The sequence below is a fragment of the Sorangium sp. So ce1014 genome, from assembly GCF_051521505.1.
Classification (GTDB): domain Bacteria; phylum Myxococcota_A; class Polyangia; order Polyangiales; family Polyangiaceae; genus Sorangium.
Genome location: NZ_CP150356.1, coordinates 10,646,421 through 10,668,922, shown reverse-complemented (window position 1 = coordinate 10,668,922; position 22,502 = coordinate 10,646,421). Strand labels below are relative to the sequence as shown.

Sequence of the window (22,502 nt, the reverse complement as noted above, 5' to 3'; positions counted from 1 at the left end):
CGTCGACGTCAGAGCAACTGGCAGGCCAGGCCATGAAAGGCTGGCGATCGGGGCAATCTGGGGCGCGGTGTCACGCTGCCATGACACCGCGCTGGCACGCGGTCATGACACCGCGCCGTCGCGCTGGTACACCGCCGTGACAGCGCCCGCTCAGCAGCTCAGCTCAGCTCCCCACGGTCCTTCAGCGGCGGCGGGCGTGAGCGCGACGCGGCGGGTCGTGCGATCGAAGAGCGGCGCGCCGATGCCCGGCAGGCTCGCGCGGGCGCGGGACCTCGGTCGAGCGCACATCGTTCGGCCCCGCCGAACAATACTATGCCGAAAGTTTTGATTCACAGGACGCGAAATGGCCTTCATGCTGAGCGTGTCACGACGGGGGAGCGCCGGGCAGCGGCGCGGCGGTCCTTCATTGTGTCTTGCTTGATCTGGAGGGTGTGATGAAGCTCGAAAGACTTTTCAACGTGGTGGTCCTCGGTGGTGCGTCGCTCGGCCTCGGGGCGTGTGGGCAGCAGGCCGGCGGTGGGAGCGGCGGCGACGCGCCGGGGGCGGTGAGCGGGACAGGCGGCCATGGCGGCGAGGACGCGGCGGGCGGCTCGGGAGCCCAAGGCGGCGGCGGCGCGGGGGCGACGGCGGGCAGCGGCGGCCATGGCGGCGAGGACGCGGCGGGCGGCTCGGGAGCCCAGGGCGGCGGCGGCGGCGCGACGAGCGGGACGGGGGGCGGCGCGGGCGGCCCGCAATGCACCGTCCTCGAATTTCCCGGCCAGCCGAAAGATCCTTGCGGCTGCCCGTGCTGCTGGATGGACGGCTGCAACAACGACGAGCCTTGCTGCGCGGCGTTCTGCGAAGCTGCGAACGACGGCGTGGGGTGCTGCGGTGGCTGACGTGGATCGCGCGGCGGCGCGCGCCTCGGCGGCGCGGGTCTGGCGGCGGAGGGCGCGCGCCGAGCTCGAAGCCGCGTCGCGCTTCTCGCGGCTCGGGGACGAGCTCGCGGCCGTGGGCGCCGTGGGCCCGGTCGTCGCGATGGCGCGCGACGCGGCCTCCGACGAGCGGCGCCATGCAGAGCAATGCGCGGCGCTCGTGCGCGAGCTCGGCGGCGGGCCGGTTGCGCTCGGCCCGGCGCCTCCGGCGCGCGAGCTCGGGCCGCGCGGGCTCGGGGCTCGGGAGCGTGTCCTTTACGAGGTCGTCGCGATGTCGTGTATCACCGAGACGCTCAGCGCGGCGCTGCTCGGCGAGCTCGTCTCGCGGGCGGCCGATCCCGTCGTGCGGGAGAACATGCATCGCATCCTGCGCGACGAGATCGACCACGCGCGCCTCGGCTGGGCGCACCTCGCGGCCGAGCGGGAGCGCGGCGTCGGAGACGTGATCGGCGCGTATCTCCCGGCGATGCTCGCGGGCACCGTCGCCGCGGAGGTGCTCTTTTCGGCGGAGGCCGAGGATCCGGCGCAAGATGCGCTGTCGGGCCTCGGCGCGCTCGGACGCGGCGAGAGCAGGCGAATCTTCAGCGAGACGATGCGGCTCGTGGTTCTCCCGGGGCTACGGCGATTCGGCGTGGATACGGCGCGCGGGGAGGCGTGGCTCGCGGAGCATGAGGCTCGCCTTGGACCCACCGTGTGATCGGCGCGCAAGCGCGCCTGGGATCCCTGGGCGGCCTGCTCTTCGGATCGCGGGACTCGAGGGCGGCGCCTCTGGCACCGGCGGAGGCCGGCGCCGTCGCTCGGCTTGACGGGCGCGCCGCGACAAGCGATCCTCGCCGACATGCGATTCGCCGCGTTCGGGTTGGTCCTGCTGCTCGCGGGCAACGCGCAGGCCGAGCCGATGGCGCCGGCCGCCCCCGTCGACGCCACCCGGCGCGACGTCGGCACCGGTCTCACCGTGGGTGGGCTTGCCCTGGGCGCCGCGGGAGCAGGCATGTACTTCCTCACCCGGCCGAGCGACGACGATCTCTGCGATTGCTCGTCTCGTGCGTGGGTCTTTCCCACCGTGCTCATGGGCCTCGGAGGCGCCATGGCCGCCACGGGCGTACCGCTCTGGATCACCGGTCAGATCAACATCGATCGCGCAAAGACGCAGGCTCAGCTCCAGATCGGCCCGCTCGGCGGTGGCGTTCGGTTGCTGTTCTGACGGTCCGATCCTCGGCGCCGCGGAGCTCGCGTTGCGCTGTCCTCTCGCTGGTTCGTGGCGCGGCGACCCGGGATTGCAGTCCACCCTGCTCTCGGCCAATCCCATCCAGTGATGGGCCTCGGCGGCGGATCTTCGGCGAGCAGGAACGAACGCCCACGATGACGGTACGAACCGGAGACGTCGACCCGCGAGCGCATTTCGAGCTTCCGCCCGCCACGTCCTTCCAGGCATCCTGCGCGCGATGAGCGACCGGCAGAAGCCCTTGCTGATGCCGCGGCCGGATCTCGGCCTGCGCGCGCTCCTCCCGTCATGGCGCGAGGCGTCTCACCGCGCGACGCGGTGGAGCGACGCCGTCGCGGGCGCCGCGGCCCTCGGCCCCTCGTTCGCGCTGGCCCTGCTCACCGCGCATCACGCCGGGCTGCCCCCTGCGGCGGCGCTGACCTGCGCTGTTGTCGGCAGCGCCGTTGTCGCGCTCCTCGGCGGCACGAGGCTCGGCCTCGCCGGACCGGGGCTCGCGATGGGCTTCGCGCTCGCCGACATCGCCCGCGACTACGGGCCGGCCACCCTCGCGTTCGCGGGCGCGATCTGCGGCCTCTTGCAGCTCCTCCTCGGCATGCTCGGGGTCGGCCGCTTCGCTCGCCTCGTGCCCCTGGGCGTCGTGCACGGCTTCGTGCTGGGCCTCGGCGCGCTGCTCGTCCTCCAGAGCCTGCCCGACGCGCTCGGCCTCGCGACGCCCACGGATCTCGACCCGCTGCGCGTGCTCGACCATATCGGCGCGCACCTCGGCGGCGCGCGCGCTCCGGCGCTCGCGATGGCCGTGTTCGCGGGCGCGGCCACGTGGCTGGGGGCCCGCTACGCGCGGCGCGCCCCTGTCGCGCTGCTCGTGATCGCGGCGTGCGCCGGGCTCACCCACCTCGCGAAGCTGGATCTCCCCACGCTGTCCGATATGGCCTTCGCGCTGCCGCTCGGTCCGTGGCCCAGCGAGCCCGCGCACGCCATGGCGCAGTTCGGTCGGGCCGCGCTCGTCCTCTTCGCGCTCGCCTCGATGGAGACGCTGCTCTCGGCGAGCGCCGAAGAGGAGCGCGTGCCCGGCGCCCGGCCTGACTTCGATCAGGAGATGATCGGCTACGGGCTCGCGAACATCCTCCTGTCGCTGCTCGGCAGCGTCCCGGCGGCCGGGTCGATCGCGCGCTCGTCCGTGGTGCGCGCCGCGGGCGGCCTCCACCGCGCCGCGGCGCTCTTTCATGCCCTCTTCGGCGCGGCGCTCGCCGCGGTCGTCCTCGTGGTCGATCGCCTCGTGCCGCTCGCCGCGCTGGCCGGCGTCGTCATCGCGATCGCCGTGCCGCTGCTCGACCTCCGGCCGCTCGTCGCCGTCTATCGCATCTCGCGCTCGGCGGCGGTGGTGCTCGTGGCGACCGCGCTCGTGATGCTCTTCGGCGGCCTCCTGCGCGGGATCGAGGTCGGGCTCCTGGCGACGCTGGCGCTGGCTTTATGGCGCATCGCTCGTTTCCGCGCCGCGGTTCACCAGGGCAGCGCGGGCGCTCCGCACCAGGTCAACTTCAGCGGCCCCATCACGTTCCTCGTGGTGCTCGAGCTCGAAGCGACGCGCCGGCACCTCGCCACGCTCGACCCGACGGCGGGCGTGATCCTCGATATTCGCGGGGTGCACGTGATGGACCTGACCGGCTGCGAGCGCTTCCTCTCGCTCGTGGCCGACCTGGTCCTTCGCGGCGTTCGCGTCGTCGTGCTCGGCGCCTCCCCGGCCTGCCGCGACAAGCTGCTCGCGGCCGATCGCGGGGATCTCCTCGCCGGCCGCCTGGCCGTCACGGACCGCGACGTCGATGCGGTCCTCGGGCAAGCGCGCGCGTTCGGGATGCGCGCGCAGGTGGTCGCGAACCTCGAGCGGTTCCGGATCGAGGTGCGCGAGCATTACACGCCGCTCTTCGACCAGCTCGCTGACGGGCAGCACCCGCACACGCTCTTCGTGACGTGCGTCGACAGCAGGATCACGCCTTCGATGCTCACGGGCACGCACCCGGGCGAGCTATTCATCGTGCGTGCCCTCGGCGCGATGGTGTCGCCCCCGAGCGAGTCGACGCGGCCGGGTGAGGGAGCGGCTGTCGAGTATGCGGTCGGCGTGCTGGGCGTGCGCAACATCGTGATCTGCGGGCACTCGTCCTGTGGCGCCGTCAAGGCCGCGAAGAGCGGGCATGTGCCTGACGAGCTGCCGACGCTCAAGCGCTGGCTCGTGGAGATCCCGGCGGCGTCGGGCGATCTGTCGGGGCACGCCGACGTGGATGACGCGGCGCGCGCCGTGACCGTGCGCCAGCTCGAGAATCTCCGGCAGTTTCCGCTGGTGCGCGAGCGGCTCGCGAGCGGTGAAATCGAGCTTCACGCCTGGTTTTATGACGTCGGTCAGGCCGAGCTCTTCGAATGGGACGAGGCCAAGGGGGCGTTCGCCGTGATGGCGGGTCGCCCGGAGTCGCCCGGCTAGACTTTCCGGCGCCTGAAGCGGCTCACGCCGGCATGGCATGGGCCCCGAGCAGGCTCGGGTCGCGTGCCCGCGCCGGACCGGGCCGACCGCCCGGCGGCGCGCCCATTGACCAGGGCCCCCGCCGGTGCGAGCTACCCGGCATGAAGGCACCCACGTACGAGCTGTATTACTGGCCGGGCATTCAGGGTCGAGGCGAGTTCGTGCGCCTCGCGCTCGAGGACGCCGGCGCCTCCTATGCCGACGTCGCCCGTCTGCCCGCGGCGAAGCACGGCGGCGTCGCCGCCATGCAGAAGCTCATGAAGAGCGACGCCCTCGCGCTCGAGCCCTTCGCGCCGCCGTTCCTCCGCGCAGGGGACCTCGTGATCGCGCAGGTGGCCAACATCCTCTTCTACCTCGGCCCGCGCCTCGGCCTCGCGCCCGACGACGAGGCGAGCAGGCTCGGCGCCCATCAGATCCAGCTCACCATCACCGACCTGGTCGCCGAGGTGCACGACACCCATCACCCCATCTCCGTCGATCTCTATTACGAGGACCAGAAGCCCGAGGCCCTCCGCCGGACCGAGGCCTTCCTCGCCGAGCGCATGCCCAAGTTCCTCGGCTACTTCGAGCGCGTCCTCGCTCGCCACGGCGGCCGTCACCTCGTGGGAGGCGCGATGTCCTACGTCGATCTCTCGATGTTCCAGATCATCGAGGGCCTCCGCTACGCGTTCCCGCGCGCGATGGCCGCCTTCGCGCCCAGGATCCCCACGCTCGTCGCGCTGCACGACCGCGTGGCCGAGCGCCCGCGGATCGCGGCCTACCTGGCCTCGGATCGGCGGATCCCGTTCAACGAAGACGGCATCTTCCGGCGCTATCCGGAGCTCGATCTTGATTGACGCCGGCCAGGCTACTTCTCGAGCGTCAACAGTCCGAGCTTGTAGGGCAAGCGGCCGTATTCCCCACCAACGCTCGGATCTCTCCCCTGGTAGAGGAACCGCAGGTCGCACGGATCGAGGGTCATTTTCTCGTCGTGCCCGGAGCGGACCAGCTCGCCGTGGCTGATGTCGTCGGTCCACTTCCCGCCTTCGAACGTCACGTTGGCCGGGCCGGCGAAGGGCTTCGCCTTTGTATCCGCCAAGGGGGCCCAGGGGCCATCGAGGCTCTCGGAGGTCCACGACCTGAAGAAGCGAGGGCTGTTGTCGAACGCCTCCACCAGGAGCAGGTACTTGTTCGATCCGTCCACTTTGTAGACGTTGCTGGCTTCGAACAAGAGCCCCGAGCTGGGAGCCGTCATGACGACCTCATAACCATCGAAGTTCGGGAAGTCGTCGATGCTGACCTTGGAGCGGTAGAGCTTACCGTCGTCCCGCGAGAAGAAGAGGTGGCAGTTGTCGTCGTCGCAGATGACCCAGAAATCGAGCGCGCCGAGGGTGTTCCCCATCTGGCCTGGCTCGCCTCGGAGCAGCGTTTGGGGACGACTCCAGCCGTTCATGTCGTTGATGTCGTCGTTGGTCGAGTACCGGCCGTTCCACTGGTAGATGAGGTACCACTTGTTGTGCGGCCGGAAATAGAAGACCTGGGGAGCGACCGTGCTGCCGGTGGGCCAGCCCGCCATGTAGTGCTGCTCAGCGGCGTTCGCCTGAGGGAAGTCCGTGAAGTTCAGGTACACCGACTGCCACCCGCCGTTGCCCGACGTGGTGTCGAACACGGTGGCAAATACATGGTACTTGTTGTCGAAGAACACGATCGTCGGGTCCTTGACGGAGGCGAACGTACGGCCAGCAGGCGGCTTGGGGCCGATCACCGCCGGCCCCGCCTTCCACTTGTACGTGGTGGGCAAGTCGCAGGTCACCGTCGGGCCGCCTCCGCCACCACCACTACCGGCCGCCGGAGCGCCGCCGCTCCCGGTCGCCGTCATGTCGCCGCCCGTGCCCGTCGCGCTTCCCGTGCTCGTGCCGGGGATCGACCCGCCTGTGCCCGCTCCCTCTGAGCCCGTCGTGACGCCGGCGCCCGTCATCCCGCCTGCGCCCGACGTGACGCCTGCGCCCGACGTGACGCCTGCGCCACCCGTCCCAGGGGGCTCCTGCCCGTCCGACGTGTCGCCGGCGCAACCGGCGACCACGGCGAGCACACAACCGAGGGCCGAGAATCGAAGCATGGAACCGGACGGAGTCAGCGGTCGGCGGGGCAAATCGAGGGGATTGATCATGCTAATCTCCAGAGGAATGCCCAATCGGGCCAGCGAGCTCCTGAGAGCCCGACCGTCAAGGTGAACGCGCATGAGGACGAAGGCCCGGTGCAGAGGCCGGCCCGTCCAGAGCAAGGCGGAAGAATACCCGGAACCCGGAGTGTGAACGTTCACATGGTCGACGTCAATCAGAAAAGCGGCGCGCGGCTATCCTCGATCCCGAGGGGGGAGCAGCGACGGCCAGCTCCGCGGCGGCTTGAACAGGTGCGCCGGCGCGGGCCCGTCGACGACGTGCTCGACGTCGTCCAGGCGGCTGCCAGGGAGCAGCACCCCACCCAGCGACTCCCGCACGAGCGGTATCCGCGCCGGATCGAAGCCCATCCCCTGCGACGCGATCCCGTCGACCACGCTCGGGTCGAACCCGCCGATCAGGAGCCCTGCGCGCACCGGCGTCGCGCCTAGCGGCCCCTCGCCCTCGCCGGCGACGATGCCGTCCACGATCGTCAGATACCGCCGCTGCGGCTCGCCGCGCAGCGCGCCGCCGCGGTCCGCGAAGAACAGGATGCGGTTGAGATCGAGGATGGTCCGCCAGAGCGTGTCGTTCCCCTCCCAGCTCCCATCGATGACCTTCGGCGGCGCCCCGAGCCGCGGCGCGCGCGCGACGAGCGAGTGATCGCCCGGCAGCGGGAACCGGCTGAGCTTGTTCTCCACCGCCTCGCCCACGCCCTGCGGCCGATCGAACTCGTCGCCGCCCACCGACGGATCGCCCTCGGTGAAGTGCGGGAGCCAGTACTTCTCGTTGGTCAATCCGATCACGCTCTTCAGCGAGAGCGTGACCCCGGTCTTCTTGTGCGTCTTCAGCTTCGGCAGGTTGATGACGACATCGGCGTCGAGCAGCGTCTGGGGAATGCTGTACTCGTGCCGCTGCTCGGTATGGTGCGGCACCGGCGTCGCGTAATGGCTCCGATGGAACCGCAGCGCGCCGGGGCGCGGGGCGCCCGCGCCGGCGAAGAAGCTGTCGCGGCCGAGATCGACCACCCGGTAGCCCCGGGGGTCGCCGGGCAGGCGGCGCCGGAGCAGCAGGCCGAGGTTCCACGAGCGGCCGAGGCGGCGCACGTCGTCGAGCGCGAACACCGGCGCGACCCGGAAATACCGCAGGTCGATGAAATCGATGTCATGGCCCTGGGCCTTCAGGTGATCGATGACCTCGAAGATGCCGAGTGGGCCGGCCACCTTCTCGATCTCGCACCCCTCGACCGGCGAGTCGACGACGCGCACCCGCCCGCGCGGACCGGCGGCGCGGAGCGCATAGTCGAGCACCGGCCGGAGGAGCGAGCCGTGCGTGCTGGAGGCGGCGAGCCGCTCGCCCGTGATCTTCTGGTGCAGGTTCTTCGACGAGACGAGGTTCGGCTTGATGATGACGCGGTCGCCCGGCGCGATCAGGTCGCCGAGCGGGTTCCACGCCGGCGTGCCGGCGCGCGCCGCGTCGAGGCCGAGCCGGCGGAAGAGCGCCTCGACCGCCTCGTAGACCGGGCCCGGCGGGCCGTACGGCGCGCGATCGGCGTAGCCGAGGCCGGGCCTCGATATGGTCACAACGCGGTTCATCGTCGGTGCCATCGGGAGCGCCCCGCTCAACCGCCCGCGCCGCTCTGGCCGGACGACAGGATCTCCACCGGCGCGGCGCGCTGGAAGTCGACGTTCAGGCGCGAGACGCTCGCGAGGTGCTTGCCCGTGCGGACGAGCGCGATGTCGTCCGCGAACTCGACCTCGATGCGCATCCGCTCGCCGAGGTAACGGCGGAACATGGCGAGCACCTCGTCCAGCACCTGCGGCGAGTACCGCCCGCCCTTGACGACGCGGAACGTGATGGCGTCGCGCTCCTCCTGCACCACCTGGAAGCGCTTGATCGCATAATCGAACTCCTTCAGGTAATGCGCGAAGAACGTGCCGGGGAGATATCGCCCGTCCGTCCCGCGGATGATGGACTGGACCCGCCCCTCGATGCGGCCCACGCGCGGCGCCCCGCGGCCGCAGGGGCACGGCGCGGCCGGGTCCATCGCCTCGGCGAGATCACCGATGCGATAGCGGACGAAAGGCATGCAGAAGTTGTTGAGATCGGTGATCACCACCTCTCCGATCTCCCCGGGCTCCGCGGGGCGCCCGTCGCGGAGGATCTCGACGAGGTAGCCCTCGGCCACGACGTGGTGGCCCTCGTGCGCGTCGCACTCGTACGCGATGCCCGAGAACTCGCGGCTGCCGTACTTGTCGAAGACCTTGCAGCCGAACGCCTCCTCGATGAGCCGGCGGCTCGGCAGCGGCAGCGTCTGCGCGCTCGACATGATCGCGCGCGGCCGGGCCGCGACCTTGCCGGTGCTCTTCACGTAATGCGCCAGGAAATCGAGCGCCTCGGCATAGCCGTCCATGAGCACCGGCTGCACGCCGGCGATCCGCTCGATCATCTTGCCCAGGTTGTCGTCGGACAGCTCGAAGATCGGGATGAACGTCCGGTTCGACAGGATGGCGTCCGCGCGCTCGCGGGCCGCCTGCCACCGGGTCATCCCGATCGTCTGGTGCCACAGCCGCACCGTCGGGTCGCCGAAGCGGTAGCCCGTCCACTCCTGCGCCCGGAGCGTCGCCGCCCAGCGGAACTCGAGCTGCGCCCGGTCGGCGTAGCAGACGAAGGGCTCGCCGGTGGAGCCGCTCGTCGTGATCTTGAGGACCTGCGACTTGTCGTGGTTCTCCGACATGATATCGAAGTAGAGGTGCCGCCGGATATCGGCCTTGGTGAGGAACGGCAGCTTGTGCAGGTCCTCCTGGCCGCGGATGTCCTCGGGCCGGAGCTTGAGCTCCTGCATGCGGGCGCGGTAATAGGGCACGTTGCGGTAGCAGTGGCGGAGCAGCCGCCGCAGCTTCTCGTCCTGGAGCTCGCGGGTCTGCGCCGGCGTGAGCCACTGCGTCTTGCGGAGCGTATCGTAGTAGTGCTCGACGTCGCGCGTGATCATCCAGTGGGTGTGGTTGAACGCGCCGAGGTACGCGCGCCACTTCGTCGTGGTGAGCGGATCGCGCTCCGGCGAGCGGTCGACCACCGGGTGGCGGCGGAGGTACTGCGTGGCCACGTCCGCCGGGATCCGGTCCACGCGGTACTCCCAGACCGCCTTGCCGAGGTCGTAGAACGACTTGACCACGGCGCTGGCCGCCTGCTGGTCGAGGAAGGAGACGCCCTGACGGCGCTGCTCGAAGAGCGTCTCGACCTCCTTGTACGAGTAGCCCTTGGCGTGGGCGGCGACAAGGATGAACGACTGCCAGTAAAAATAGCTGCCCTTGTAGGTCAGCAGATCCTGGAACACCTCGCGCGCGCACATCACGAAGCCGCTCTTGTTGTCGTGGAGCGACATCCCGAAGGTGGTGTTCAGCAGCGTGTTGAACCCGCGGCTCAGGTGGTAGCGGCGGTCCATGCGCCGCCCGACGGCGCTCCTCCAGCCCTGGACGACATCGACGCTGTGCTCGTAGAGCTCGCGCCGGAGGCGCAGGAGGTCCTCGGGCTGGTACTGGAGATCGGCGTCGATGATGGCGACGAGCTTGCCGCGCGCGGAGGCCGCGCCGGTGCGCCACGCCGCGGTGATGCCGCGGTTCTGCGGGTGGAAGCACCCCACCACGAGCCCGGGGTGCGCGGCCATGAGCGCGCGGATCGTCGCCTCTGTGCCGTCGGTCGAGCCGTCGTCGACGAGCAGGAGCTCCCCCGTGAGGCCCCCTTCGCGGAAGACGCCGAGGACGCGCTCGGTGAGCTCGGGGATGTTCAGCTCCTCGTTCAGACAGGGCACGATGACGGAGAGCTCGATCGGGGTCTCCGGAGGAAGCTCGGATCGGGGGTCGGACATGGGGTGTTCGCCTATCTTGCCTGGAAGGGGCGCCCGCAGCAGGGCGACGGGCGCTCGGGGCGGCCCGGGTGCACGGCGGGCGTCACGGGGGGACGCAGCGGAAGCACGCGCGGATCGGCAGCGCGCCGTGCGGCGCCGCGCGGCGCTCGGTCACGCGGAAGTGGCGCGCGAGGAGGCGGCCGAACTCGTCCGGAGTCCACGTGTGCAGGTGGTAGACGTCGCCGCCCCACTGGATGCGGTCGCGCAGGAGGTAGCCGACGGGCGTGCGGCGGACGAGGCCCTTCAGCCGCGCGATGAGCGGGTCGTTCGGCACCGTGATCGCGGCCACCCCGCCGGGGCGCAGGAGGCGGGCGATCTCGGCGAGGACGGCGGCGGGATCGACCGTGTGCTCCAGGACCTCGGTGCAGATGATGCGGTCGAAGCTCGCGGCGGGCAGGTCGAGCTCTTGGACCTCGCCCTTGAGGAAGCGGGCGTCGTAGCCAGCGAGGTTCTTGCGGGCGGTGTCGAGGAAGACGTCGGAGACGTCGATCGCCGTGATGCGCGCGCGCGGGAACATCCGCAGCACGTGCCCGCCGCCCGAGCCGACCTCGGCGAGATCGAGGCCTGTGCAGTCGCCGAGCATGTCGCGGATGATGGCGAGCCGCTCGCGCTCGATGAGCCGGATCGGCAGCGGGGCGCGCTCGTAGTAGTCGTCGATCGGGTGCTCCCGGGCGAGGCGGTCGTTCAGCGCCTCCACATCGATGTCGCCGGCGGCGTTCGGCATGGCGGCCCTCATAGCACGGGGTCGCCCGAGCCTCACCCGGCCCGCGCGCGGCCGACCTGAGCCGGCGCACGGCCCCGGCGATCCGCCAGGATCTCCGCCGCTCTATGGCGGTCTCGCGCTCCGCCTTCATGTTCAAATTTGACCACTACCCAACAGGGAGGGGGGTTGCGGTCAGGGCTCGACGCGACACCCGGCGCTGCACCCGTCGCCCCCTGCCGTGTTGCCGTCGTCGCACGCCTCGAGCCCTCCGACGTCGCCGTCGCCGCACACGATCGCGGGATCGATCAAGGTGCGGCGCAGCTTCAGGTCCTCCCGGAGCGCGCTCGCGTGCTCGGTGAACTCGCGCTGATCGTCCCGGGTCGCCTCGCCGGCGCTGGCCGCGCCGATCAGCTGCGCGGCCTGATCGATGGCCGCGAGCGCGGCGGGCTCGTCCCACGCCGCGCTCACGATGCGGGCGAGCTCGGCGCGGAATCGCTCGTCGAGCGCCGGTATCTCGCGGATCCGGCGCGGGAGCACGGCGACGGGCGCCGTCTCGGTGTCGAAGCGCGGGTCGTCCAGGGTGCGATCCATGCCATGGGGCATGAACACGAAGCGCCCATCGGCCGGGTTCTTGTAGATGTAATAGTTGTTCGCCCGGTACGCGTAGCCGTCCCAGTGGCCGAGGAGCGCCTCGAGGGCGAAGCTCGTGATGAACCGATCCAGGTCGAGGTGCTCGCTCAGCCTCGCCTCGAGCTGCTCGTCCGGCGTGTCGCGGATTGTGTCGGCGAGCGCGCGGAGCGCCGCCGCGCCCTTGTCTTCCCCGCCGTCGAGCTCGGCGGCGTCGAGATCGTCGACGAAGTCGCCGCAGCACGGCCCCTCGTAGAGCGCGCCCTCGTCGTTCACCTCGCCGAAATGGCGCCTCAGGAACCGCTTGTCGAGGGCCTCGGTGACGACGTAGATGCCCTTGTCGACGCCGTTCAGGCTCACCACCGCGTGCGCGGTGCGCGCGGCTGGCACCCCGGCGCGGTCGTGCAGATCCCCGCCGATCTGCTCGCGCAGAAAGGCCGAGTCCTGCTTGGCGTTGTTCAGCAAGAGCTTCTTGAGCCCGTCGAGCTCCGTCTCTTCATCGAACTGGTCGATCTTGATGCTGAAGCTCGGCTTGTCCTCGAGCTCCACGAGCTTGTTGCCCTTCTGCCGGATGCCGACGCCGCGGACGACCTCGCCGTCGTAGCTCAGCGTGCACGGGACGCGAGCCTCGAGGTCGGTGGCCAGCTGGTCCAGGTGGGCCCCGTCGACGGTGATCGCGATCGTGTGCAGCTTCGTCCGATCGAAGACCGCCTCCCCGGTCTCCTTGTTGACCGGGCAGCCGGTCTGGCTCGCCACGACGAGGAGGAGGGAGAGGACGGCGGTGGGAGCGCGCCCCGGTCTCAGGGTTCCCGGTTTCGTGTGAAGCATCCCTCTTGATACCGCGTTCCCTCGGCGTCCGCCCGCCTGGACGCGCGCGCCCGCGTCACGGGGCGGCGGCGCCAGCCCCGCGGCCGGGGTAGGGGCGCGCTTGCTTGATGTAGAGCGTCGGCGGCTCGTCCGGGTTCGCGTCGTCGTCGAACTTGAACTCCACGTCCATCGCGTACCAGCCGCTGTTGCCCGCCGCGGGCCCGTAGGCGGGAGAGAACCGGGTGTGGATGGCGTCGAGCGCCACGCCGAGCTGGTGGACCTGCGCCGCCGTCAGGACCGTCTGGCCCTCGGGCATGAGGCTCGAGTGCGTCAGGTAGGTGATGGGCTGGTTCGGCTGGCCGAAGAAGTGGAGGAACGCGTCGTTCGTCACGCCGGCGGGCGGGGCCACGACCTCCACGTCGCCGCCCGACTGCACGTTGACGTAGAAGGCGGGCTGGACCCCGGTCGTGTCGAACGGATTGTTCGTAATGGCCACGCCGTTCGCCTCCTCGTCCGGGAAATTGTGGTGCACGAGCAAGGCCATCGCGATGGTCCTGTGATCGATACCGTAATAGGTGCGCTCATCGAAGGTGCGGAGCTTCCAGGCGCTCGCGTACGTCTTGCGGATGGCGTCGAGGACGTCCTCCCAGTCGGTCGGATCGCCCGTGTTCGAGTCGTAGCAGCCGGCGCACGGGAACCCGTCGAGATCCTCGCTGTTCGTGCTGGTGCGGAAGCGTATCGGGTGCCCGGCATACTCCGCCTCGATCTTCGCCTTGAGGAGGTCCTGGAGCTCGACGTCGACGGGCGCGCTCTTCATCGCGTCGCGGAGCGCCTTCAGCGCCTTGTCGCGGACCGCCGGATCGGTGTTGAACTCCGCGTCGGCGAGCAGCGCATCGATCTGCTCGTGGAAGCCGTTCTGCTTCATGAACAGGTCGTAGTAGTAGATCGGGATAGAGAACGCCTTCTGGATCGGGACCTCGGGGATCCTCGCCAGGATCGAGTAGTGGGCCGCCTTGCCGCCGAAGGCGAGGACGGCCTTCTTGATCGCGTCCCGGAGCGGCTCGCCGTCCGGCGGATCGGGGGTCACCTCCGCGATGTCGCGCAGATCGGTGACCGTCAGATCCAGCTCGGGGAGCGTGACGGGCTCGGGCCTGTGCGCCTCCCAGAACGCCTCGGCCTCCGCCTCGGTGACCTCGCGGACGCTCCAGGACGACGGCCCCGCGGTGAGCTCGATGAGCTTGTCCTTCAGCGCGAGCAGCTCCGGGTGGCTCATCGCGTTGCGCAGCCCCATGTTGGGCGTGCGCCGGTTCTGGGAGAGCACGTTGACGTGCGAGAGCGGCGTCTGGAACTCCTCGGTGATGATCCCCTGGACGACCGAGATGTCGTTGGGCGCCTCGTCGAGCACCACGATGTCCTGGTGGGACAGGTACTTCGCGTCGAGCTCCGCCGCCTTCGCGAAGCGGAGCCGCCCCATCGCCGTGCCCAGCGAGAGCGGCTGGTAGTCGATCCCGGCGTAGAGATCGCCGGTGCTGACCACGGGGATGTCCGAGGGGAGCTTCCGCGCCTCGGCCGCCACGGCCTCCGACGTGGGGTGGAAGGCGAGCTTCGATCCGAAGAACGAGGCCGCCTGCACCGCCCTGAACAGGGTGGTGATCATGTCCGCAGACGCGGTGTCGTAGGGGGAGAGCTCGAGCGCCCACACGCCGGGGCCCGCGTAATGCGTCACCGCGCCGAGGACGAAGCGGCGGTCCGGCGTGAAGTACTCGGTCGTGTTGAACTCGAAGAGGGGAGGGACGTAGGGCAGCTCGCCGCCGGAGAGGTGCGACGAGATGAAGGCGTAGTGGACCTCGTAGAGCACGCTGTTCTGGAAATACAGCGCGTTCTGATCGGCCGTATCCAGCACCACCTTGACCGACCGCGCGCCGGGCAAGCTGGCGTCGACGGGCGTCGACGCCAGCGCCTCGAAGTCCGCGGTGCACCCCACGCGCTTCAGGAACTCCGCCGACCCGTCGTCGCTCGTGCGTTCGCAGACCTCCCCGGTCGCGCCGACATCGTCGGGCGAGCCGCCACACGCGCCCGGCAGCGCCGCGGCGAGCAGGGCGAGCGCGAGGAGCGACGAGATACGATTGCCTTGAACCATGAATCCTCCTGAGACAAGTAAGGTGACCGAGGGGCGGCGCGCGCCGGTAGGCTTGCGTCAGGGCGTCAGGGCGAAGCAGTAGATCCCGCCGTAACCGCCGCCGGATCCGACGCTCGTCGCGCCCTGCCCCGGTCCCCCCGCGTCCACGAGGTTGACGCCCGGGGTGCACCCCGCCGCGTCGTGGGCCGACATCCAGTGGGCCATGTTGAACCCGCCGCCCGGGCCGCCGGGCCCGCCGCCGCCGAAGTTCCTCGGCCACGAGTGTCCGAGGCGCGGCTTCGAGTTCCTGTCCGCCGCCGCGCTCGTCCAGTCGCTGCACGTGGCCGTCGAGCCAAAGAGCCGCCCCTCCTCGTCGCTCCCCGTCATGGTGTCGTGGTTGTCCACCTCGGGCTGGCTCGGATCGGGCTGGTGGTTGGGGACGCCGTCCTCGTTCGGCAGATCGTCGCCGAGCCCCTCGGCCCCGGCGGGGCGCTCGCCGAGCAGATCCTGTTTGTTGCTGGCGATCAACCGTCCGAGCCGGTCGTACCAGGGCCCCTCGCCGATCCGGTCGATCGCGTCGACCTGTTTGCCGTCCTCCCCTGCCGCGGCGCTCAGGAACGCGCGCCACGTCTTGCCCCCCGCGCCCGGAAGGCTCTTCTCGGCGATCGTCGCGCAGATCTTGTCCGCGCCGCGGAGACCGGCGCCCGGGCCCGTCTCCCCGAAGCGGAGATCGCCCCCGAAGCCGTCCTGGGAGCCCGACTGCTCCCGCATGGCGACGAGGCTTGTCACGAAGAAGCTGAATTTCTCGGTCGTCCCGCCGCCGGTCGTCGCGGTGGTGGTGCCGCCGCCGGTCGTCGCGGTGGTGGTGCTGCCGCCGGTGGTCGCCCCGCCGCCGGTGGTCGCCGTGGTGCTGCCGCCGGTGGCCCCCGTGGTGCTGCCGCCGGTGGCCCCGGAGCCGTTGCCGGAGCTCGACGACGTGCTTGTCGCTCCGTCGCTCGAAGCGTCGGTGTCCCCGCCGGAGCAGCCGAGCACGTGCGGGAGCAGCGCCAGGGTGAGAGGGAGCAACACGAGAGGATAAGCGCGTGTCATGGTCTCGTTTCCTTGTCTTGGTAAGCTGGACTGTCGGTCGCGCCGTGATCGGCGAGGCTCATTGGCAGGTGAGATCGCTCTGGCAGGTCTGGCCGTCGGGGCACTGCGAGCTGTCGTTGCACGAGGTGAGCCCCGCGACCTCCACCGGCCGCTCGATCTGCGACGAGACGACAAGATCGACCCGGCCGGGCGAGATCGTCGTGGAGCCCACGGACTCGCGCGTGGCGACGATCGACGGGAAGCCCGCCACGCCGAGGTCGAGGAGCTGCGTGACGAGCGACGCCGGCAGATCGAGCGAGCCGGTGTCCTCGGCGGTGCACTCGATCTTCCCCTTCGTGCCCCCGTGATGGCTGATATCGAGCGTCACGCGGACCGTGGAGATGCCGGCCTGCCCCGGCGGCGCCCACGCGAGCTGCACGGCCGCGTCGGGCTCGATGCGGATCGTGTCGTTCAGCAGCTCGAGGGGGCTCACGCCTCTGGCCTCCACCGCGAAGGCGTTGAAGTAATCGCCGCTCGCCTCGAAGCGGACCGTCTGTCCCTCGTCGGCGGGCGGATAGCCGAGCTTCGAGCCGGCGGGCGGCTGGTAGTTGTTCGCCACGGGCTTCATGACGAAGGCCGCCTCGCCCGACTCGAGGTTCAGGCCGGTCACCGTCACGTCTCCGGCGCTGTGCGCGGCCGGGTAGGGCTCGCACGTGTCGTCCTCCACGCAGACGGCGCTGCCCCCGCAGGGCTCGTTGCAGAACGGGACGCGCGGCGTGAGGAGCCGGCAGCTCCCCTCCTCGGTCGCGAGCTCCCAGACGATCTGAGAGGGCGTGGGCCCGTCGTAGATCTTCCCGAGCAGCGACGCGCTGCCGGGCGTCTCCGGCGCGTCGCCCGGCAACGAGCGCACCTGGAAGGCGCCGACGAGGCGCGTGGGGTCGCCGGTCGCCCCGCCCGACCCCGTGGAGCCGTCGGGGCCCTCAGTGTCCGGCGGGTTTTCGGTGCCCGTCGTCGAGGTCGAGCAGCCGAGAGACAGGAGGCTCAGGAGCCCGACGAGGACGCCGGCGCACCCTCTGCATCGGGAGGGGAATTTTACAATTCTGCGGACTTTTCGCGACATTTTGATGGCCTGGTGGCGATGTCGCAGGATCGGGGGTCAATCTTTTTTGCAGACGTCGCGCCGGCGCTCACTTGCCGCCGAGCTCGGACAGGCGTGCGCGCAGCCGCGGCGCGTGGACGCTCTCGCCGTACCGGGCGAGGAAGTCGGCGATGGCCGCGCGCTCGTCGGCCGTTCGGCCGAGCCGGCGCAGGCAATGCACCCGCCCGACGCGGGCCTCCGCCGCGAGGGGGCCGCCGGGGCCGGCGAGGTAGCGTTCGAAGTGGCCGAGCGCCTCGGCCGCCTTGCCCTGGTGGAGCGCGAGCTGGCCGAGCGACACGAGCGCCGCCCGCGCCTCGGGGCTGGACGGGTGCTGCGCGAGCAGGGCGCGGTACGCGGCGCTCGCCTCGGCGTTCTTCCCCTCCCCGAGCCGGGCCTGCGCGCGCAGGAGCAGCGCCTGGGGGCCCACCGCGGGCTCCTCCGCGCGCGGCCTGGGCGGCTGCGGGGCGCGATCCCGGGCCTCGTCCGCGCCGGTGGCCGCGGGCTCGCTGGCCACCGCCGTCGCGCCCGGCGGCGGCTCGCTCGGGGCCGCGGCGGCGCCCGGCGGCGGCTCGCTCGGGGCCGCCGTCGCGCCCGGCGAGAGCTCTCCCGGCGGCGCGGGCGCGGGGGAGCCCGGGGCGCGCGGCGCGCCGTTCGGATCGAGCGCCTCGCTCCCGCCCGGCGCGGGCGGCGGGGGCGCCTGCGCGGGCCCGTCGACAAGCTCCGCCGCGAGCGCGACAAGGAGGGTCGCGGCGACGGCCACGCCCGCGATCGTCCCCGCGAGCCCGCGCCGCAGCGTCGGTCGCGGCCTCGACGTGCTCCGGGGCGCGGGCTCCACGTGGGCGCGCGCGAGCACCCGCTCCAGCAGGGCGGCGTCGCTGAGCTCGCGGCCGTCGCCGCGTTCGTCGCCGAGCTTGCCGATCGCAGCCCAGAGCCGCGCCTCGCCGCGGAGCTCGGGGTCCTCCTGCTCGGCGAGGCGGAGGAGCTCCGCGTCCTCCGGGCGGATCGGCTCGCCACGCGCCTCGGCGGCGAAGATGGCGGGCAGGCGGTCCAGATCGATCCCGGGCTTCTGGGTCCCTGTCATGATGCTCTCTTCCGGCCGACGGCGATGTCCTGGCGCACCTGCTTGCGGAGCGCGCCGATCCCGAGGCGCAGCCTGCTCTTCACCGTGTCGGGGCTGACCTCGGTCATTCCGGCGATCTCCTCGATCGAGTAATCGAGCGCATGGTGCAGGAGGATCACGTCGCGCTGCGCCTCCGGCAGCTCGTCGAGGTACGCGCGCGCCTCGCGCGGGAGGGCCTCGAACGGGGGTTGGTGCGGCGCCTGGGCGACCTCCTCGTCGATCGCGCTCTCCGGCGCGACAGGGGCGCCATCCCGGCGCTGCTGCTTGACGTAGCGAAGGATCGTCCGGACGGCGATGCGCCTGGCCCAGGCCTCGACGGCGGCCTCGCCGCGGTAGGTCGAGGCGCTCTCCAGGATCGCGAGCAGGGCGAGCTGCGCGGCGTCGTCGGCGTCGGCCGAGCTGCGGAGGAACGCCCGCGCGATCCGGCGGACCCGCGGGATCACGCGCGCCATGAGCCAGGCCTGGGCCTGCGGATCGCCCGCGCCGGCGTGGCGCATCCGGTCGAGGTCGAGCGGCTCGGGCACGGCGGGTGGCGGGCAGCGAGGGGGGCGGGTCATGGAGCTGGCCAGTCGCGGCTCGGGAAACGGTCCGAGGCTCGCGCGAAGAGCTCGTGTGCGCTCAGCGTCCATCGCCGCGACCTGGTGGGGCGACCGGGCCGAACCGGGTCAAATTTCTTTCTCTGTCGCGTCACGCGGCGCGGGCGATCATCGCCTGACCACGCCCTCGGCCGCCGGCGGGGCGAGGCCGAGCTCCAGGCCGAGGCCGGCGAGGAACCGCACCGGGTCGGGCTGGAGCGCGAGGTCCGGGTGCACGGAGGCGTCAGGCCGCGTCAGGAGGAAGTCCACGCCCAGCATCGCCTTGAGGCGAAGCCACCCGGTGAGCGGATACCCGAGCTCCGCGACCGGCGCGACGCTGAAGAGCACATCGGTCCGGGGCTCCGGCGGAGGCAGCTGCCGCGGAGCCACATGCGGCCACTGCCAGGGGGGGAAGCCCGGCAGCGGCCCCTGGCCCCGCCGCGGCGGCGGCGGCGGCGGCGGCCGGGCGGGCAGCGGCCAGGCCGGCGGCGCCGCGGTGGGCTGCGCGGAAGGCGTGGGGATGCGCTCGACGACATCGACGCTGGCGCGCGCTCCGAGCTGCAGGTCGAAGCCGAGCGGGAGCCTGAGCCGGAGCTGACCCGTGGCGATCACGGGGTGACGCACGAGCTCGAACGCCGCCCGCTCGTCGCCGAGGGTCGCCGGCGGGATCAGGTCGTAGCCCAGGCCGAACACGGCCTGATCCACCGGCGCCCAGGAGGCGCGGAGCGCGGCGGCGCTCTGCCAGGGCGCCTCGCCGCTGAAGCTCGCGCCGGTGTAGCCGACCTGCACGGCCAGCGCGGGCAGCCGGGGCGCTTCGGGCGGGGCGCCTTGCTCGCCCGCGGGCGCCCGCGGGCGCGGCGCTGCGTCTGCGGGCGCTGCAAGGGGCGCCGCGGGCGCAGGGGCGGCGGCGGGCTCGGGCGGAGCCGCCGGCGTCGCTGCGGCCGCGGCGACGCCCACATCGACCTCGGTCAGGCCGGCGACGCGCCCCTCGCGGAGCTCCTCGGCGACGGCGCCGGCGATGCTGGCGAGCGACTCGAGGGCCGTCGCGGTCTGCCCGGGCGGGACCGGGATGCGGCGGCCGTAGACCTGATCGCCGCCGCGCTCGATCACGTACAGGGCGAGCTCGCCGCTCGACCCGGCGTCGATCCAGAGCACACCCCGCGCGTCCCATGCGTCGGCGAGGGCGCGGGCGTCGGGGAGGAGCGTTTGCCGCGTGGACCTCGGCGCGCCCGGACGCATGACCTGGAGGCGGACGCCGAGGGGGCGGATACGGGCCGCGACGAGGGCAATGGCCCGCTGGTCGATGCTGCCGGCGCCGGGGAAGGCCGCGAGGACGAGCACCGGCCCGCGGGCGGCGCGTGGCTCCGCCGCCGCAGGCAGCGCGAGGAGCGCGCATGCGACCGCGCTGGCGGCCGTTCGGGCAGCGCGGAGGGCGAGCGCGAGCGACGCAGCCGGCACGGGCTGCGGAAAATATCATCGTTCCCTCCGGGGCACCATCCCCCTGCCGGGCCGGCCCGAGCAGCGGAGTCGAGACGAGCACAGCAGGGCTGAGGCGTCGGGACAGCCGCCCTCGGGGCCTCAGCGCGTTCCGGCCGACCGAGGGTAGCTCCCGAGCACCTTCACCATCTCGCAGCGGGCGCGCAGCCGCTCGATGGCCTCGGCGACGCGCGGGTCGCTCCGGTGCCCCTCCAGGTCGACGAGAAAGACGTAGTCCCAGTGCTTTTGCCGGCTCGGACGGGACTCGATCCGGGTCAGGTTGATGGTCGCGTCGTCGAAGATGGCGAGCACCCGTCGGAGCGCGCCGGGCTCTTCCTGCACGGAGAAGACGACCGATGTCTTGTCCGCGCCGGTGGGCGGCGCGTCGACCGGGGCGATGACGATGAAGCGGGTCGCGTTCTCGGGGCGGTCGTGGATGCGCTCGCGGAGGAGCGGCAGCCCGTAGAGCTCGCCCGCGCCGCGGTTGGCGACGGCCGCTGCGGCCGGGTCGCCGACGGCCTCGTGCGCCGCCGCGGCGGCGGAGACGGTCTGGATGATCTGCGCGCCGGGGAGGTGCTTCGCGAGCCAGAGGCGGCACTGCGAGAGCGCGTGCGAGTGCCCGTGGACCCGGGTGACGCCGCTCAGCCCCTCCGCCTTGCTGAACAGGCAATACGCGACGTCGAGCACGAGCTCCTGCCGGATCTGGAGGTCGCTCTCGATCAGGGCGTCGGCGGTCAGGGTCACCGAGCCGTCCGTCGAGCTCTCGACGGGGACGACGCCGCAGGCCGCCTCGCCCGCGCGCACCGCGTCGAAGACGCCCTCGATGGTGCCCGTCTCCCGGTAGCGCGCCGCCAGCCCGAAGAGGTGGCGCGCGGCGACCTCGGCGAAGGCGCCCTCGGTCCCTGGAAAGGCCACCTTCATGGGCTCTTCGAGCGCCAGACAGGCGCTCATCACCTCCCGGAAGACGACCCGGATGGCGTCGCGCGGGAAGCGGCCTGCGCCCTTCGCCTGGAGGCGGTCGAGCACGCGCCGCTCGCGCTCTGGGTCGTGAAACTGCGTGGCGTTCGCTGCGCGCTTCGCGTGTGCGACCTCGACGGCCACCTCGGCCCGCTGGGCGAGGAGATCGAGGATCCGATCGTCGATGCTGTCGATGCGCACGCGAAGCTCGCCAAGGGTCGTCATGTACGGTTCACCTCTTACGGGGCCGGCGGCCATCAAAGCGCAGGGGAGGCCGCTGCGCAAGGCTCGCCTCGGCGCCGGGAACGCGCGCGACGGAGGCGCGTGTCGGGGGCGCGCGTCGGGGGCGAAGCGCGTCCGTGCGGGCTCGACGCGTCGAGCGGGGGACGCGGAGGGAAGAAGAGAAGACCGCCGAGGATGTGAAGAGAGGAGAGCGCGATAGGGGCGGGCGCGGGAGAGATAGGGGCGGGCGCGGGAGCGATAGGGGCGGGCGCGGGAGCGATAGGGGCGGGCGCGGGAGCGATGGGGGCGGGCGCGGGAGCGATGGGGGCGGGCGCGGGAGCGATGGGGGCGGGCGCGGGAGACGCTATACTTCCGGGGCGGCGAGGGACTCGGCGGCCTTCGCCTTTCGGCGGGAGCGCCGGTTCAGGGTCGTCCGGTGGCGCGATACGAACCTGGCGGCGATCTTGGGCTGATCGCGGAAGGCGTAGCGGCCGCCCTCGCGGATCTCCTTTGCGAGCTCGTCGGCGGCCCAGAAGCAGCGGTTGCGGAGCTCCAGCGCGTGCGCGGCGCTCGCGTCGGAGGCCTCGTTGGCGGCGGCGCCTTCGAGCGCATCGGCGAGCGCCTTGGCCCTGTCGAGGTCCTTCCTCGTGATAGAGGTGAGCTCGCGCTCCGCGACGCTCACCGGCATGTCGGGACCCGTCGCGTAGATCGGGTCCAGCGCGAGGAGCGCCTCCTCGCCGGTGGGATCGTGGGCCGGAGAGGCCGGGCGTTTCGTCCTGGGGGCGGGCGTCTTGCTCGACGACTGGACCTTGGAGGACGTGGGCTTGGATGAGTTCTTCACGGTGCGTCTCTGGGGCATGAGCTCCCTCCTGGTTGAGCGTAACCGGGTGATGGTCGCGAATGGGGAGGCGATGTCAACAACGCTCTGCGTGGGCCAGGCGTCCGAATACTGCTGCGACGATCGGCGTGCGCAGCTTCCAGGGTTCCAGGAAGA

The 22,502-nt window shown here is 71.7% G+C and carries 18 protein-coding genes; 5 read left to right on the top strand and 13 right to left on the bottom strand.

Features of this window, described 5'->3' with window-relative positions:
* The first annotated feature begins 434 nt into the window (after positions 1-434).
* The 5 genes from WME75_RS40440 to WME75_RS40420 all read left to right on the top strand — a co-directional run bounded on the left by WME75_RS40440 (position 435) and on the right by WME75_RS40420 (position 5,487).
* On the top strand, positions 435-878 hold the full coding sequence (locus tag WME75_RS40440) for a hypothetical protein (protein WP_437482143.1): 444 nt from the start codon (positions 435-437) through the stop codon (positions 876-878).
* On the top strand, positions 871-1,611 hold the full coding sequence (locus tag WME75_RS40435; RefSeq protein WP_437482140.1) for a ferritin-like domain-containing protein: 741 nt from the start codon (positions 871-873) through the stop codon (positions 1,609-1,611). Before WME75_RS40440 ends, WME75_RS40435 begins: the two co-directional genes overlap by 8 nt.
* A gap of 141 nt (positions 1,612-1,752) precedes the next feature.
* Positions 1,753-2,118: a hypothetical protein gene (locus WME75_RS40430; protein ID WP_437482138.1), complete on the top strand. Its 366-nt coding sequence runs from the start codon at positions 1,753-1,755 to the stop codon at positions 2,116-2,118.
* 241 nt (positions 2,119-2,359) lie between these two features.
* On the top strand, positions 2,360-4,612 hold the full coding sequence (locus WME75_RS40425; protein ID WP_437482136.1) for a bifunctional SulP family inorganic anion transporter/carbonic anhydrase: 2,253 nt from the start codon (positions 2,360-2,362) through the stop codon (positions 4,610-4,612).
* A 140-nt stretch (positions 4,613-4,752) separates the two neighbouring features.
* Positions 4,753-5,487, top strand: a complete 735-nt coding sequence (locus WME75_RS40420) for a glutathione S-transferase (protein WP_437482133.1) — start codon at positions 4,753-4,755, stop codon at positions 5,485-5,487.
* An 11-nt stretch (positions 5,488-5,498) separates the two neighbouring features.
* Here the strand turns inward: WME75_RS40420 and WME75_RS40415 are convergent, their stop codons facing one another.
* From WME75_RS40415 to WME75_RS40355, 13 genes are all read right to left on the bottom strand, one after another.
* Positions 5,499-6,749 carry a non-reducing end alpha-L-arabinofuranosidase family hydrolase gene (locus WME75_RS40415; RefSeq protein WP_437482130.1) on the bottom strand — a complete coding sequence of 417 codons (1,251 nt, stop codon included), beginning with the start codon at positions 6,747-6,749 and terminating at the stop codon, positions 5,499-5,501.
* Positions 6,750-6,986: 237 nt separating this feature from the next.
* Complete coding sequence (locus WME75_RS40410; protein WP_437482127.1) at positions 6,987-8,384, bottom strand: DUF362 domain-containing protein; 1,398 nt, start codon at positions 8,382-8,384, stop codon at positions 6,987-6,989.
* A 26-nt stretch (positions 8,385-8,410) separates the two neighbouring features.
* Entirely contained in the window at positions 8,411-10,657 is a 2,247-nt protein-coding gene (locus tag WME75_RS40405; protein ID WP_437482124.1) for a glycosyltransferase, read from the bottom strand.
* Positions 10,658-10,739: 82 nt separating this feature from the next.
* Entirely contained in the window at positions 10,740-11,420 is a 681-nt protein-coding gene (locus WME75_RS40400; protein ID WP_437482121.1) for a methyltransferase domain-containing protein, read from the bottom strand.
* Positions 11,421-11,591: 171 nt separating this feature from the next.
* Entirely contained in the window at positions 11,592-12,782 is a 1,191-nt protein-coding gene (locus WME75_RS40395) for a CotH kinase family protein (RefSeq protein WP_437482118.1), read from the bottom strand.
* A 127-nt stretch (positions 12,783-12,909) separates the two neighbouring features.
* Complete coding sequence (locus WME75_RS40390; protein ID WP_437482115.1) at positions 12,910-14,973, bottom strand: PEP/pyruvate-binding domain-containing protein; 2,064 nt, start codon at positions 14,971-14,973, stop codon at positions 12,910-12,912.
* Between the two features lie 57 nt (positions 14,974-15,030).
* Positions 15,031-16,041, bottom strand: coding sequence for a hypothetical protein (locus WME75_RS40385; protein ID WP_437482112.1), 1,011 nt, complete (start codon positions 16,039-16,041; stop codon positions 15,031-15,033).
* Positions 16,042-16,099: 58 nt separating this feature from the next.
* Entirely contained in the window at positions 16,100-17,140 is a 1,041-nt protein-coding gene (locus WME75_RS40380) for a hypothetical protein (protein WP_437482109.1), read from the bottom strand.
* A 67-nt stretch (positions 17,141-17,207) separates the two neighbouring features.
* Positions 17,208-18,239 (bottom strand): tetratricopeptide repeat protein, encoded by a 1,032-nt coding sequence (locus WME75_RS40375; RefSeq protein ID WP_437482106.1) that lies wholly within the window; start codon positions 18,237-18,239, stop codon positions 17,208-17,210.
* Positions 18,236-18,835: an RNA polymerase sigma factor gene (locus tag WME75_RS40370; protein ID WP_437482104.1), complete on the bottom strand. Its 600-nt coding sequence runs from the start codon at positions 18,833-18,835 to the stop codon at positions 18,236-18,238. Before WME75_RS40370 ends, WME75_RS40375 begins: the two co-directional genes overlap by 4 nt.
* Before the next feature lie 147 nt (positions 18,836-18,982).
* Positions 18,983-20,311, bottom strand: coding sequence for a hypothetical protein (locus WME75_RS40365; protein ID WP_437482101.1), 1,329 nt, complete (start codon positions 20,309-20,311; stop codon positions 18,983-18,985).
* Positions 20,312-20,431: 120 nt separating this feature from the next.
* Complete coding sequence (pheA, locus tag WME75_RS40360) at positions 20,432-21,511, bottom strand: prephenate dehydratase (protein ID WP_437482098.1); 1,080 nt, start codon at positions 21,509-21,511, stop codon at positions 20,432-20,434.
* 361 nt (positions 21,512-21,872) lie between these two features.
* On the bottom strand, positions 21,873-22,349 hold the full coding sequence (locus WME75_RS40355; RefSeq protein WP_437482095.1) for a hypothetical protein: 477 nt from the start codon (positions 22,347-22,349) through the stop codon (positions 21,873-21,875).
* Between the last annotated feature and the right edge of the window lie 153 nt (positions 22,350-22,502).